The sequence below is a fragment of the Paracoccus versutus genome (assembly GCF_029909795.1).
Taxonomy (GTDB): Bacteria; Pseudomonadota; Alphaproteobacteria; order Rhodobacterales; family Rhodobacteraceae; genus Paracoccus; species Paracoccus versutus.
This window is the reverse complement of sequence record NZ_CP038197.1, coordinates 168,220-181,683: the sequence shown is the minus strand read 5'-3', so window position 1 is coordinate 181,683 and position 13,464 is coordinate 168,220. Positions and strand designations below refer to the sequence as shown.

Here is a 13,464-nt window from a genome sequence, read left to right as displayed (position 1 = left end):
AGGCCGGCAAAACGGGCAGGTCGCGGGGCGGAAACGCAAAAACCCCAGAGAAATCAGCGCAATGCGTCGATTTCTCTGGGGTTTCTGGTGCCGGTGAAGGGACTCGAACCCCCGACCCCATCATTACGAATGACGTGCTCTACCAGCTGAGCTACACCGGCCTCTCATGTGCCGCGCCGGATAGCAGGTTCCGGCGCGGGCGAAAAGGGGGGATCAGCGATTTTTCCCCGCAATCTTCACTTCTTCCCGGTCGATCGGCTCGACATCGGGCCGCACGGGCAGCAGATCGCCCTCGCCGCCAGGCACCGGCCGGGGCGCCGGCTGGGGTGCTGCGGGCGCGGCCACCACCGGCTCGGGGTCGGTGACGGTCATCGCCGGCTCGGACCCGGCCACGGCCGGAGAGACGCGGCGATAATCCGATTCGCGCGGCACCATGCCGGGCGAGACATCGGCGATCTCGACCGGACCCGCGTCCTCGTCCGGCTTGCGCGGTTCGGGCTGCGAACCCACCGTGCCGGAGGTGGAGGCAGGGGGCGCGGCCGGCGTGGCCACCCCGGTCGCCCCCTCGCCATGCGCGGTGCCGACCAGCAGCGGCAGCATCTCGACCCCGTTCGAAGCGGTGGCGCCCCAGGCCGGGGTGTCCGGCTCGCGCCAGGTCAGCGTGTCGAAGCCGCCGCAGCTGTCGCAGGTCGGCGACCAGTCCGCCATGACGTTGTGGCATTTGTCGCAGACCCATTGCGGGCCGCGGCTGGCGACCAGCGCCCGCGCCAGGATGCCGCGCACCACCGCGTCGTCCGAGCCCTCGCCCCGCTCGACGGCGGCCAGGATCGACAGCGAGCGCACCGTCGGATGCTTCTCGGCCAGATCGCCGAGCGCGCGGCGGGCGCCGGGGAAATCCTCGGCCGCCAGCAGCAGCTCGGCGCGCAGCAGCCGGGTTTCCTCGTGCTCGGGGTTCTGCCGCATCAGATCCTCGAAGCGGCGCAGCCGCGCGGCCGGCTTTTCGTCCGGCACGATCTCGGCATAGGTCGCGGCGACCGAAGGATGCGGGCGCACGCTCCAGGTCTTTTGCAGCACCCGGCTGGCGTTGCGGGGATCGTTCTGCGCGATGTAGCTGCGCGCGGCCAGAACGGCGGCCGGGATCAGGTCGGGGCTGGCGCGGTTGGCGGAAATCGCCGCCTCGCGGGCGCTGATGGAATTGCCATGCGCCAGCACCTCGGAAGCCTCCTTCAACGCCAGGACCGCGTCGCGGCGGACATGCACGTCCTTGGGCAGCTGGCCCTGCTGGCGCTTGTCCTTGAGCACGGCGCGCGCACCCTTCCAGTCGCCCTCGCGGGTCTGCAATTGCAGGAGCGTGTCCTGCAACTCGGTATGCTTGGGCTTCAGCGCATAGGCTTTCTCGGCCAGCTTCAAGGCGGTGGCGGTGTCGCCTTCGTCCAGTTTCTGCCGCATCAACCCGCGGATGCCGACAAAACGCGTCCGCTCGTCCGAGAGCAGGCGGCGATAGACCTCGGCGGCCTTGCGGCGGTCGCCCGCGACCTCGGCGGCCTGCGCGGCCAGAAGGTCGGTGACATGCGGCTTGTCGAGAAGCTTGGCCGCCTTCGCGGCCTTGTCCTGGGCCAGCCTGCCCTCGCCCGAGGCGACGGCCAGCATGCCCTCGGACAGCGCGTCATAGCCCTTGCGCTCGCGCGAGCGGGCGAAATAGCGGTTGATCGCCGTCTCGTCGCCCAGAAGGAAGCGCATGAAGGCCAAAAGCAGCCCCAGCAGGCGCACGGTGATCCAGCCCAGCAGCACGACGACCAGCGCCGCGATGACGAGCTGCACCGGCCCCAGCGTGTATTCGGTGCCGCCATAGACCATGCTCAGGCCCTGGCCGGTTTCCGAAAGCTGCATCGCGCCCAGCGTCAGCACCAGCACGATGGCGAAGAAGATCAGGATTTTCAGTGCCGAAAGCAGCATGGCGCACCCCTTACATGCTGCCCGCGGCCAGGGCGGCCAGCGCGGCATTGGCTTCGACCCAGGCCTGGGCCGCGGCAGTCCAGCCGGCCATCGCCGCCTGGCCGGATTGCGGCAGGGCGGCGATTTCGGCCAGCGCGCCCTTGATGTCGCCGGCATTCACCGCGGCATCGGCGCGCGACAGGATGGCGTCGGGATCGCTGCCCTCGCGCGGCTCGACCGAGCGGGCGCCGGTCTGCACGCGCAGGAAGTTCCCGATGGCCCCCAGCGCGCCGTCCTGCGGCGCCTCCTGGCGGGCGGCGGCCAGCGCCTCGCGCGCGGCGGCGGGAAAGCCGCTGCGCAGTTGGGCCAGCGTCGGCACCTCGCCGGTCAGCGCGGCCGGCGGCTCGACCCCGGCGGCGCGCAGGTCGGCCAGCGCCTGGTCGCGGGCGCCCCCGGTCTCGATCGCGGCTTGCAGCGCGGCGGCGGCGGTGGCGGCCTGGGCGCGGCGGTTCGCCGCCTCGGCCGTCTCCTGCAATGCGGATGCCTGCGCCTGGGCGGCGGCGATGCGCTTTTCGGCCTCGTCCGCCGCGGCGGCGATGCGGGCTTGCAGCGCCTCGGCCTGCGCGGCCAGTTCCTGGACCTGCCCGGCCGCCGCCTGCGCGTCAGGGCGCGCGGCCAGCGCGTCGATGCGGCCTTGCTGCGCCGCCAGCCGCGCGGTCAGCTCGTTCAGCACCTGCTGCAGCCCGTCGCTGTTCTCGCCCGAGACCACGGGCGCCACCACGGGCCGCGCGGCCAGATCGGCCACGGCCTTTTCCAGCGCGGCCAGCTTTTCCTGCTGCGCCCGCAACGCCTCGGCGTCGCCGCCCTGCGCCTCGGTATCGGCCAGGGCCTGCCGCGCCGCATCCGCACCCGCCTCCGAGGCGCGGTTGGCAAAGGCCTCGGCCTGGGTCTGGATCTCTTCGCGCGCCGCCTCGACGGCAGCCTCGCGGGCGGCGGCGATCTGCGCCTCGGTCGGGGCGGGGTCGGCGCCCAGCGGCTGCCAGGCCGGCGGCAGATGCGGGATCGCCCACCAGGCCGCGGCCGCACCCAGGCCGGCGGCGACGACGCCGCCCAGGAAGGTCGGCATGAAGCCGGCCTTGCGCACCTCGACCACGCGGGTCTCGACCTTGGCCGGCTGGGGCTGCGCGGGCGCGGCCTCGGGCTTGGCGACGGGCGGCACGCCGCCCTGCTTCACCTCGGCGGCGGGCTGGGAGGGGGCGGGCTTCGATTCGGCCGCCGTCTTGCCGGCATCGCGCTTGGGCGCGGCGGCTTCGGGGCCGGTGCCGGAACCGACCAGCCTTGATTCGACCTGCGGCTTGGGCTCGGGCCGTGCCGCCGGGGCGCCCTCACCGGCGCTGACCGGGCGGCTGTCGATGACCGAGCCGGAAACCGCCTTCTTCTTGCCGTCTTTTCCGGGGCTTGCCTTGTTCTCGCTGGAATTGGTTTCTGGCTTCTTCACAATTCTTCCCCGTTCCCTTTCGCATCGCGGCCCGGCTGCCACGGGGCAAGATCCGCCCCTTCCGCCCGCAATCATGATTGGCTCCCGCAGGCAGTCTAGTCGGCGGTGCGTGGCGCCTCAACCCGCCCTCATATGGATTGTTCCGTGGCCAGCAACCGCTCGACGGCGCAAAGCACCCCTTCGGCATCCGGGGTGGGCGCCGGCACGCTGCGCGCGGCCGGGCCCTGCCAGGCCTGCTGCGCCGCGGCGCTGATCGGCGCCAGCCACAGGGGCGCGCGCGCACCCGCCGCCTGGCCGGACAGAAGCCGCGCCGAGCGGGGCGAGAACAGCGGCAGGATCACCGGCCTGGCCCCCGCCAGCGCCGCCAGCGCCGCCGCGTTCAGCGGTTCGGGCAATTGGTCATAGACCACCATGTCCGGCACCGGCAGTTCCTTGGCGACATGGGCGCCATGCGGATGCAGCCAGCCCTGCCCCAGCCCCTTGAGCAGCGGCAGCATCCGCGCCGCGTCGCCGGGACCCTCGGTCACGTCGAAGCCTGCCGCCCGCGCCGCCTCGGCCGTGGCCGGGCCGACGCAGATCGCCGGCCGCCCGCGCCCCGCCCCCGCCGCCGGCACGGCATTGACCGAGGTGAAGACCAGCCCCCGCGCCGCCGCCAGCCGCGCGGCATCATGCGCGACCGGCCGGATGCGCAGCACGGGCGAGATCAGCACCTCAAGCCCCAGATGCGCCAGACCTGCGGCAAATCGCCGCGAGGCCGGCTCGGGCCGGGTCAGAAGCAGGATGGGCGCGGGGTTCGGCGGCATGGCAATCGGCCTGACAAGATGCTACTCCCCCCTTGCCTAGGCCCTTGGCGGCGCGGGAACAAGGATGAGCATGGGACTGACCTTTCTGGGCATCGAAAGCAGCTGCGACGACAGTGCCGCGGCGGTGGTGCGCGACGACCGCAGCATCCTGGCCTCGGTCGTGGCCGGCCAGGCGGCGCTGCATGCCGATTTCGGCGGCGTGGTGCCGGAAATCGCCGCCCGCGCCCATGCCGAGAAGCTGGATCTTTGCGTCGAGGAGGCGCTGGCCCAGGCCGGGCTGCGGCTGTCCGACCTGGACGGGATCGCCGTCACCGCCGGGCCGGGGCTGATCGGCGGCGTGCTGTCGGGCGTCATGCTGGCCAAGGGGCTGGCGGCGGGCAGCGGGCTGCCGCTGGTCGGCGTCAACCACCTGGCCGGCCATGCGCTGACGCCGCGGCTGACCGACGGCATTCCCTTTCCCTATCTGATGCTGCTGGTCTCGGGCGGGCATTGCCAGTTCCTGCGCGTGGAGGGCCCGGCGGATTTCACCCGGCTCGGCGGCACCATCGACGACGCGCCGGGCGAGGCTTTCGACAAGGTGGCAAAGCTTCTGGGCCTGCCGCAGCCCGGCGGTCCCGCGGTCGAGGCGGCGGCGCGCGCGGGCGATCCGCGCCGCTTTGCCCTGCCCCGGCCGCTGCTGGACCGGCCGGGCTGCGACCTCAGCTTTTCCGGGCTCAAGACCGCCGTGCTGCGCCAGCGTGACGCGCTGGTGGCGGCGCAAGGGGGCTTGCACGAACAGGACCGCGCCGATCTTTGCGCCGGCTTCCAGGCGGCGGTGGCCGAGGTGCTGGCCGAAAAGACCCGCCGCGCCCTGGCGCTGGCCCCCGCTCCGGTGCTGGCGGTGGCCGGCGGCGTCGCGGCCAACGAATCCCTGCGCGTAGCCTTGCAGCGGGTCGCGGCCGAGGCCAGCGCGACCTTCCTGGCGCCGCCGCTGCGGCTTTGCACCGACAATGCCGCGATGATCGCCTGGACCGGGATCGAGGCCTACCAGGCCGGCCGGCGCGACGGGATGGAGCTGGCCGCGCGCCCGCGCTGGCCGCTGGACCAGGGCGCCGCGCCGATGCTGGGCGCCGGCAAGCGGGGGGCCAAGGCATGAGCGTGGCGATCATCGGCGCGGGCGCCTTCGGCACGGCGCTGGCGGTTTCGCTGGCCAGCAAGGGCCCAGTCACGCTGTGGGGCCGCGACATCGGCTGGGCCGAGGCGCGCGAGAACCCCCGCCTGCCCGGCGTGACCCTGCCGCCGGCGCTGCACGTCACCGACCGGCTGGACGAGATCGCGGCCGAGACCGTGCTGCTGGCCCTGCCGGCGCAGGTGCTGGGCGGGTTCCTGGCCGAGCATAGCGCACGCTTCGACCGCCGCAACCTGGTCAGCTGCGCCAAGGGCATCGACCTGGCCACGCTGACCGGCCCCTCGGCGCTGATCGCCGCCGCCTGTCCGCAGGCGCGGGTGGCGGTGCTGACCGGCCCCAGCTTTGCCGCCGACATCGCCCGCGGCCTGCCCACGGCGCTGACGCTCGCCTGCGCCGATGCCGGCACGGCCGAGGCGCTGCAACGCCGGCTCTCGACCGCCACGCTGCGGCTTTACCGCACCACCGACGTCACCGGGGCGGAGCTGGGCGGGGCGCTGAAGAACATCATCGCCATCGCCGCCGGCGCCGCCATCGGCGCGGGCTATGGCGACAGCGCGCGCGCCAGCATCGTGACGCGCGGCTTTGCCGAGATGCTGCGCCTGGCCACCGCGCTCGGCGCCCGGCCCGAGACGCTGCCGGGCCTGTCGGGCCTGGGCGACCTGGTGCTGACCTGCACCTCGGAACAATCGCGCAACTTCCGCTATGGGCTGGCGCTGGGGACGGGGCGCGACTTCGCCGCCGGCACCACGGTCGAGGGCGCCGCCACCGCCCGCGCCGTCACCCGGCTCGCCGAAAGGCTGGGGATCGAGATGCCGATCTCGAATCTGGTCGCGGGGCTTGCCCAAGGCAGCATCGCCATGGAACATGCGCTGGATTTTCTGCTCAACCGCCCGCTCAAGGAGGAATGATGCCCCTTTTCGCCGTCATCTGCCGCGACCATCCCGGCAAGCTGCAAACCCGTCTCGACACCCGCGAAAGCCACCTGGCCTTCCTGGGCGCGCAGCCCGGCGTCAAGCTGGCCGGCCCCCTGATCGAGAACGGCCAGCCCTGCGGCTCGCTGCTGGTGGTCGAGGGCGACGGCTTGACAGAGGTCAAGGAATGGACGGCGCAGGATCCCTACAACGCGGCCGGACTGTTCGCCTCGGTCGAGGTGATCGAGTGGAAGAAGGTAATCGGCTGATGGCGCATTGGCTGTTCAAATCCGAGCCGGACGTCTTCAGCTTCGACGACCTGATCGCCAGGGGCGAGACGGGCGAGCAATGGGACGGCGTGCGCAACTACCAGGCCCGCAACAACATGCGTGCCATGAAGAAGGGCGAGCGCGGCTTCTTCTATCACTCGAACATCGGCAAGGAGATCGTCGGCATCTGCGAGGTGGTGGCCGAGGCGCATCCCGACACGACCGCCGCCGACCCGAAATGGGAATGCGTCGATGTCCGCGCCGTCGCCCGCATCAAGCGCCCGATCTCGCTGGACGAGGCCAAGGCCGAGCCGCGGCTGAAGGACATGGTGCTGGTCAATAATTCGCGCCTCTCGGTGCAGCCGGTCTCGGATGCGGAATGGGAGATCATTCTGGAGCTGGCCGGCGGCAGCGAGCCGCTGTGAACGCGCCATCAGGCAGCCAACCGGCCACCCAGGGAGGACATATGGCACGCGGACCCAAACCCATCGTGGATCGGCCGACGACGAAACGCATCGGCGCGCTGCGGGCGCTCTGGCCCTTCCTGCGCCCCTATCGCGGGCTGCTGGCCGCGGCGCTGGTCGCGCTGGCGGTGACGGCGGCGATCAGCCTGGTCCTGCCGTTGGCGGTGCGTCGGGTGGTGGACGGGTTCGACGCCGGCGCGCATCTGCTGGACCAGTATTTCGGCGCGGCGCTGGCCATCGTGGCGCTGCTCGCGCTGGGGACGGGGATGCGCTACTACCTCGTCACCCGGCTGGGCGAGCGGGTGGTGGCCGACATCCGCAAGGCCGTGTTCAGCCGCGTCATCGCCATGAGCCCGGCCTTCTACGAGCGCGTGCTGACCGGCGAGATCATCAGCCGCATCACCACCGACACCACGCTCATCCAGTCGGTGATCGGCTCTTCCGTCTCGATCGCGCTGCGCAATTTCCTGATCCTGGTCGGCGGCATGGTGATGCTGGTCTGGACCTCGGCCAAGCTGTCGGGGCTGGTGCTGCTGCTGGTGCCGCTGGTCGTGGTGCCCATCGTCGTGCTGGGCCGGCGGCTGCGCAAGCTGTCGCGCGAGAACCAGGACTGGATCGCGCTGTCCTCGGGCGCGGCCTCGGAAAGCCTGCTTTCGGCGCAGACCGTGCAGGCCTTCACGCAAGAGGGGCCGACGCGGGCGCGCTTCGACGACGTGACCGAGCGGTCCTTCGATTCGGCGCTGAACCGGGTCAGGACGCGGACGGTGATGACGGTGATCGTCATCTTCCTGATCTTCTCGGGCGTGCTGGGGGTGCTGTGGATCGGCGCCCGCGACGTGCGGCTGGAGATCATGACCGTGGGCGAGCTCGTGCAGTTCGTCATCTACGCCGTGCTGGTCGCCGGCGCCGTGGGCGCACTGTCCGAGATCTGGGGCGAATTGCAGCGCGCCGCCGGCGCGACCGAGCGGCTGACGGAACTGCTGTCCGCGCAGGACATGCTGGCCGATCCGCCCCAGCCCCTGGCCCTGCCCCGGCCGGTCAGGGGGGCGATCCGGCTTGACGACGTGACCTTCCACTATCCCTCGCGCCCCGACCGCTCGGCGCTGGAGGGGGTCACGCTGGACATCCGCCCCGGCGAGACGGTGGCGCTGGTCGGGCCTTCGGGCGCCGGCAAGACTACGGTGATCCAGCTGCTGCTGCGCTTCTGGGATCCCGATTCCGGGGCGGTGCGCATCGACGGCATCGACCTGCGCGACATGGCGCGGGGCGATTTCCGCCAGGCCATCGCGCTGGTGCCGCAGGATCCGGTGATCTTTGCCGCCACCGCGCGCGAGAACATCCGCTTCGGCCGGCCCGATGCCTCGGATGCCGAGGTCGAGGCCGCCGCCCGCGCCGCCCATGCCGACGAGTTCCTGAACCTGCTGCCGGAAGGCTATGACAGTTTCGTCGGCGAGCGCGGCGTGATGCTGTCGGGCGGGCAGAAGCAGCGCATCGCCATCGCCCGCGCCATCCTGCGCGACGCGCCGATCCTGCTTCTGGACGAGGCGACCTCGGCGCTGGACGCCGAATCCGAGCGGCTGGTGCAGCATGCGGTGGACGAACTGGCGCGCACCCGCACCACGATCATCATCGCGCACCGGCTGGCCACGGTGAAGAAGGCCGACCGCATCGTCGTCTTCGACCATGGCCGCATCGTGGCCCAGGGCCGGCACGAGGAACTGGTGGCGCAGGGCGGCCTCTACGCCCGGCTGGCGCGGCTGCAATTCACCGAAGGCGCCATGGAAGCGGCGGAAGGCGTCGCCTGACGGGCGGCGGGCGCGAGCAGGAATCGCGGCCCGGCCCCGACTGCGGGCCGCCCTGAACAGGCAACGGACGACGCGACCCCGCCCCGGCAGGTGCCTCGGGGACGCAGGACGCCGCGAAGGGCCTCAGCGTGCCGGTGCTCAGCGCGGCGCGCTATAGACCGCCGCCCAGAAGACGGTCTTGCCATCCGCCCCCAGCGCCTTGCCGATGCCGTAATGGCGGGTCTGCGGGATCAGGATATTGGCCAGGTGCCCGCTGGAACGCGCCCATTCCACCAGCACGCGGTCCTGTCCCCAGGGACCGGCGGCGATGTTCTCGGCCGCGATGCTGGGGCGGTAGCCTTCCTTCTTCAGGCGCTGCATCGGCCCCTTGGTCTTGCTGCCCTGATGCGACATCACCCCGCGCTTGGCCATGTCGCAGGCATGGCGCGCCGCGGCCTCGGCCAGGTCGCGGTTCGATCGCAGCGGCGCCAGGCCGCGCGCCTGGCGCGTGGCATTGGTGGCGCGGACCGCTGCCTCATTTTCGCGCATCGAGGTCTGGAAGCAGGTGACGGTTCCCGGACGGGCCGCATCCCCCGCGACGGACTTCGTCGAGATTCGCACCCCGTCCTCGGCCAGGGCGGGCAGCGCCGCCAAGCCAAGAAAAGACGCCAGGATCAGTGATTTGCAGGATTTGTTCAACTTCTCTATCCCCTAAGACCTGCGAAAATTAGGGATCGGGCGGGTATTCCTCAACCTCCGATTGCTGAAATTTGTCTGGAACCGCCGCTTTCGGCGAATCGTTGCCGCCCCAGACACCGCCTGAAAGGAGAGATCATGGCTATCTGGGATTTCGTGAAGGACGCCGGCAAATCGCTTTTCGGATCCGAGGCCGAGGCGCAGGAAGCACCCGCCCAGGCCCCCGCCGCTGCCCCCGCCCCTACCGCCGCCCAAGCCCCGCAAAGCGACACCGACCGCAAGGTGGCCGCGCTCAAGGCCGAGCTGTCCGCCCTGGGCCTGACCGGCAAAGACGTGCATCTGACGCTGCGCGGCGACACCGTGGTCATCTCGGGCAAGGCGCGCGACCAGGAAACCCTGGAAAAGCTGATCCTGGCGGTCGGCAACATCAAGGGCATCGCCCATGTCGAGCTGGCCGAGGGTGCCGGCACCGAAGCCCCCGCAGCAGCGGCGGCGCAGCCCCTGTTCCATACCGTCAGGAAGGGCGAGACGCTTTCGGCCATCGCGCAGCAATACCTGGGCAAGGCCAGCCGCTACCCCGAGATCTTCGAAGCCAACAAGCCCATGCTCAGCCATCCCGACAAGATCTATCCCGGCCAGACCCTGCGCATCCCCCAGGGCTGAGCCCAGGGCTGAACCCAGGGCGCGACGCTGCGTTTTGGCCCCGGCGTGGCGTGGCGGAATGCTTGCCAGCATGCTGATTGTTGGACCATTCTGCCTGTCGGCGGGGCACGACCCCGAAAGGGAGAACGGGAGGTAAGGAATGGCCAGGTTCGCGAGCGTCGCAGACCGCGATGCGGTCGAGGCGGAGATGCCCTATGCGCAGCGTCAGGTGCCGCGCACCGTCTATGAGGCGCTGACCCAGACCCGCGACCGCCATCCCCAGCGCCCGGCGATCAGCTTCCAGCTGTTCTCGGACCCCAAGGCGCCGGCCCGCACCCTGACCTGGACCGAGCTGCACGAGCGCGTGACCGAGACCGCGAACCTGTTTCGCAGCCTCGGCGTCGGGCCGGGGGACGTGGTGGCCTACCTGCTGCCCAATTGCATCGAGGCGCCGATCGTGCTGCTGGCGGGCGCGACGGCGGGCATCGTGAACCCGATCAACCCGCTTCTGGAGCCCGACCACATCGCCGCCATCCTGCGCGAGACCGGCGCCAAGGTGCTGGTGACGCTGAAGAGCTTCCCCAAGTCCGAGGTCGCGCAGAAGGCGGCCGAGGCGGTGGCGCAGGCCCCGAACGTGCAAACCGTGCTGGAGGTCGACCTGCGCGGCTACCTGACCGGGCTCAAGCGCATGCTGGTGCCGCTGATGCGGCCCAAGGTGCCTGCCCGCCACCATGCCAAGGTCATGGATTTCGAGGCCGCCGCCAGCGCCTGCAAGCACAACCGCCTGACCTTCGACGAACCGGCCGAGGACCGCGTCGCCGCCTTCTTCCACACCGGCGGCACCACCGGCATGCCCAAGGTCGCCCAGCACAAGCAATCGGGCATGATCTACAACGGCTGGCTGGGCGGCACGCTGCTGTTCAGCGAAACCGACGTGCTGATGTGCCCCTTGCCGATGTTTCACGTCTTCGCGGCCTATCCGGTGCTGATGTCCTGCCTGATCTCGGGCGCGCAGCTCATCATGCCGACGCCGGCCGGCTATCGCGGCGAGGGGGTGTTCGACAATTTCTGGAAGCTGATCGAACGCTGGCAGGCGACCTTCCTGATCACCGTGCCCACCGCCATCGCCGCGCTGATGCAGCGGCCGGTCGATGCCGATGTCTCGTCGCTCAAGACCGCGATCTCGGGCTCGGCGCCTCTGCCGATCGAGCTTTACAACCGCTTCAAGGCCGCGACCGGGGTCGAGATCGCCGAGGGCTACGGGCTGACCGAGGCGACCTGCCTCGTCTCCTGCAACCCGATGGACGGGCTCAAGAAGGTCGGCTCGGTCGGCATCCCCCTGCCCTATACCCATGTGCGCATCCTGCAGCGCCGCAACGGCGGCTTCCACGAATGCGCCATCGACGAGATCGGCGAGATCTGCGTGGCCAATCCCGGCGTCTTCGAGGGCTCGACCTATACCGAGGCCGACAAGAACCACGACCTTTTCGCCGAAAGCCGCTTCCTGCGCACCGGCGACCTGGGCCGGATGGACGGCGACGGCTATCTGTGGATCACCGGGCGCGCCAAGGATCTGATCATCCGCGGCGGCCACAACATCGACCCCGCCGAGATCGAGGACGCGCTGCTGTCCCATCCCAAGGTCGCCGCCGCCGCCGCCATCGGCCAGCCCGACTCCTTTGCGGGCGAGCTGCCCTGCGCCTATGTCGAGCTGATCGCCGGCGCCGAGGTCTCGCTGGACGAGCTGATGGACCATGCCCGCGCCCATATCCACGAACGCGCCGCGGTGCCCAAGCATATCGGGATCCTGCCCGAACTGCCCAAGACCGCGGTGGGCAAGATCTTCAAGCCCGACCTGCGCAAGCTGGCGATCCGCCGCGTCTATGACGCCGCTCTGGCCGAGGCCGGGCTGGCCGCCGAGGTGGCCGAGGTGGTCGACGACCGCAAGCGCGGCCTGGTCGCCCGCATCCGGCCCAGGGGCGAGGTCGACCGCGACGCCGTCGCCCAGCTGCTTGGCCAATACGCCCTGCCCTGGGAATGGGAATAGGGCCCGCCGGCTCTTTCAACCGGCCTTCGGCGGAATGCCGTCGCAGGCCGGTTTAGCTTGCATCGTCAAGGAGGTGTTGCCAAACAAGGCCAAGATTGGGAGTGTTCGCCTGACAGGCGAATCGCCGTGTATGTGTTTGAGAGTGTAAATTGAACGAGCCTTGTCCTCCATTGCCCGATCAGGGCTGGTCCAGAAAAACGATTACCCTGCAAGATGCGATTGTGGTCCCTCCGCGGGAATCCCGCCCCCGGACACCAAGCGGTGTCTGGAAGGACGGCGACATTGCCGAGGCCGCCATCTGGCGTGGCGCCGGACGCATGTCGCTTGCGGTTGAAGAGGCCCCCGAGCCGGTTGAAAAACTCGAAGGGCATTTCCTCTTCGCGGGGATGTTCTATGGTCATTTCGGGCATTTCATTACCGAAACGATCAGCAGGCTTTGGGCGGTAAACAACGATTATGACGGGGTCTTGTTTACTCCCAAGCATCCGACCCTGACGCATTTCAAGAAGCCGCATCGAGAGATTTTCGAGATTTTCGGCATCAAATGCCCGACCCTGGTCATCAAGCAGCCTTCGCTGGTCGAAACCCTTACCATCCCCGGCCAGGGATTTGGCCTTGGTGACATCGCCGCCGGCACGGAAGAGTTCCGAAATTTCCTGCGCGAGACCGTAGGAAAGCTTCCCGCCAACGGGCCGGAAAAGATCTATATCTCCAGAACGAAATATATTGCAAACGGCGGGCTGCTGGCTGAAGCGATCCTCGAGGAAAACCTGAGGCGCTCGGGCTATGTCCCCGTCTTCCCCGAGCAGCTGTCCTGGAAGGATCAGTTCGCGCTTTACCGTGCCGCCCGGAAAATCATCAGCCTGGACACATCCGCCCTTCACATGGCCGGGATGGCGGCCGACCCGGACAAGGATATTGCCGTCATCCTGCGCAGGAACAATGCCGAACACCACAGCATGCGCCTGCAGCTCAGGGGAATGATGGGAAAGGATCCCTTGCTGATCAACAGTCTGGTCGCCGAATATCTGGTGCCCGGCAAGAAGCCGAACCACAACAGCTGGGGCCAGGTGGATTTCAGGGAAATCCATGCGACATTGCTGGAGCATGGCTATCTGGACGCGGATGCGGCCTGGGACATTCCTTCGGACGAAATCATTCAGGCCGACGTCGCCGAGGCCGAGCGGCGCGCAAAGGGAAGCCTTGCCTACACGCCGGTCACGAAACGGTTCGCACAATGAAGAACA

General features: G+C 69.7%; 12 protein-coding genes and 1 tRNA gene. 8 read left to right on the top strand and 5 right to left on the bottom strand.

Features of this window, described 5'->3' with window-relative positions; all coding sequences use genetic code 11:
• Positions 1 to 85: 85 nt before the first annotated feature.
• The 4 genes from E3U25_RS11930 to E3U25_RS11915 form a co-directional block, all read right to left on the bottom strand.
• Positions 86 to 161, bottom strand: a tRNA-Thr gene (locus E3U25_RS11930).
• Positions 162 to 213: 52 nt separating this feature from the next.
• A complete protein-coding gene (locus E3U25_RS11925) occupies positions 214 to 1,956 on the bottom strand; it encodes a heme biosynthesis protein HemY (protein ID WP_036756746.1) in 1,743 nt (580 codons plus the stop codon).
• 10 nt (positions 1,957 to 1,966) lie between these two features.
• Positions 1,967 to 3,433 carry a hypothetical protein gene (locus E3U25_RS11920; protein WP_166435579.1) on the bottom strand — a complete coding sequence of 489 codons (1,467 nt, stop codon included), beginning with the start codon at positions 3,431 to 3,433 and terminating at the stop codon, positions 1,967 to 1,969.
• A gap of 128 nt (positions 3,434 to 3,561) precedes the next feature.
• Positions 3,562 to 4,236 (bottom strand): uroporphyrinogen-III synthase, encoded by a 675-nt coding sequence (locus E3U25_RS11915; RefSeq protein ID WP_036756754.1) that lies wholly within the window; start codon positions 4,234 to 4,236, stop codon positions 3,562 to 3,564.
• Between the two features lie 64 nt (positions 4,237 to 4,300).
• Between E3U25_RS11915 and tsaD the strand changes: the two genes are divergently transcribed.
• From tsaD to E3U25_RS11890, 5 genes are read left to right on the top strand one after another with little or no spacing between them, the layout of a single operon-like run.
• Positions 4,301 to 5,371 (top strand): tRNA (adenosine(37)-N6)-threonylcarbamoyltransferase complex transferase subunit TsaD, encoded by a 1,071-nt coding sequence (gene tsaD / locus E3U25_RS11910; protein ID WP_116222577.1) that lies wholly within the window; start codon positions 4,301 to 4,303, stop codon positions 5,369 to 5,371.
• The gene (locus E3U25_RS11905; protein WP_116222576.1) at positions 5,368 to 6,312 is read left to right on the top strand and encodes an NAD(P)H-dependent glycerol-3-phosphate dehydrogenase; all 945 of its coding nucleotides are present in this window, start codon (positions 5,368 to 5,370) and stop codon (positions 6,310 to 6,312) included. Before tsaD ends, E3U25_RS11905 begins: the two co-directional genes overlap by 4 nt.
• Positions 6,312 to 6,584: a YciI family protein gene (locus E3U25_RS11900; RefSeq protein ID WP_166435578.1), complete on the top strand. Its 273-nt coding sequence runs from the start codon at positions 6,312 to 6,314 to the stop codon at positions 6,582 to 6,584. Before E3U25_RS11905 ends, E3U25_RS11900 begins: the two co-directional genes overlap by 1 nt.
• Positions 6,584 to 7,009 (top strand): EVE domain-containing protein, encoded by a 426-nt coding sequence (locus E3U25_RS11895; RefSeq protein ID WP_036756762.1) that lies wholly within the window; start codon positions 6,584 to 6,586, stop codon positions 7,007 to 7,009. The genes E3U25_RS11900 and E3U25_RS11895 overlap by 1 nt, the downstream gene beginning before the upstream one ends.
• 41 nt (positions 7,010 to 7,050) lie before the next feature.
• A complete protein-coding gene (locus E3U25_RS11890; RefSeq protein WP_116222575.1) occupies positions 7,051 to 8,853 on the top strand; it encodes an ABC transporter transmembrane domain-containing protein in 1,803 nt (600 codons plus the stop codon).
• A gap of 138 nt (positions 8,854 to 8,991) precedes the next feature.
• Here E3U25_RS11890 and E3U25_RS11885 read toward each other — a convergent pair whose 3' ends face one another.
• Positions 8,992 to 9,531, bottom strand: coding sequence for a CAP domain-containing protein (locus E3U25_RS11885; RefSeq protein ID WP_243784454.1), 540 nt, complete (start codon positions 9,529 to 9,531; stop codon positions 8,992 to 8,994).
• Between the two features lie 135 nt (positions 9,532 to 9,666).
• Here E3U25_RS11885 and lysM point away from each other — a divergent pair, with 135 nt between their 5' ends.
• The 3 genes from lysM to E3U25_RS11870 all read left to right on the top strand — a co-directional run bounded on the left by lysM (position 9,667) and on the right by E3U25_RS11870 (position 13,458).
• Positions 9,667 to 10,191, top strand: coding sequence for a peptidoglycan-binding protein LysM (lysM, locus tag E3U25_RS11880; RefSeq protein WP_116222574.1), 525 nt, complete (start codon positions 9,667 to 9,669; stop codon positions 10,189 to 10,191).
• A 139-nt stretch (positions 10,192 to 10,330) separates the two neighbouring features.
• Positions 10,331 to 12,217, top strand: coding sequence for an acyl-CoA synthetase (locus E3U25_RS11875; protein ID WP_072461920.1), 1,887 nt, complete (start codon positions 10,331 to 10,333; stop codon positions 12,215 to 12,217).
• Positions 12,218 to 12,366: 149 nt separating this feature from the next.
• Positions 12,367 to 13,458 (top strand): glycosyltransferase family 61 protein, encoded by a 1,092-nt coding sequence (locus tag E3U25_RS11870; RefSeq protein WP_208861639.1) that lies wholly within the window; start codon positions 12,367 to 12,369, stop codon positions 13,456 to 13,458.
• Positions 13,459 to 13,464: the final 6 nt, after the last annotated feature.

Bases quoted from the DNA above. Each gene is read 5' to 3' on its own strand.
- E3U25_RS11925 (WP_036756746.1), bottom strand. From the start codon at position 1,956: ATGCTGCTTTCGGCACTGAAAATCCTGATCTTCTTCGCCATCGTGCTG.
- E3U25_RS11915 (WP_036756754.1), bottom strand. From the start codon at position 4,236: ATGCCGCCGAACCCCGCGCCCATCCTGCTTCTGACCCGGCCCGAGCCG.
- tsaD (WP_116222577.1), top strand. From the start codon at position 4,301: ATGAGCATGGGACTGACCTTTCTGGGCATCGAAAGCAGCTGCGACGAC.
- E3U25_RS11905 (WP_116222576.1), top strand. From the start codon at position 5,368: ATGAGCGTGGCGATCATCGGCGCGGGCGCCTTCGGCACGGCGCTGGCG.
- E3U25_RS11900 (WP_166435578.1), top strand. From the start codon at position 6,312: ATGCCCCTTTTCGCCGTCATCTGCCGCGACCATCCCGGCAAGCTGCAA.
- E3U25_RS11895 (WP_036756762.1), top strand. From the start codon at position 6,584: ATGGCGCATTGGCTGTTCAAATCCGAGCCGGACGTCTTCAGCTTCGAC.
- E3U25_RS11890 (WP_116222575.1), top strand. From the start codon at position 7,051: ATGGCACGCGGACCCAAACCCATCGTGGATCGGCCGACGACGAAACGC.
- lysM (WP_116222574.1), top strand. From the start codon at position 9,667: ATGGCTATCTGGGATTTCGTGAAGGACGCCGGCAAATCGCTTTTCGGA.
- E3U25_RS11875 (WP_072461920.1), top strand. From the start codon at position 10,331: ATGGCCAGGTTCGCGAGCGTCGCAGACCGCGATGCGGTCGAGGCGGAG.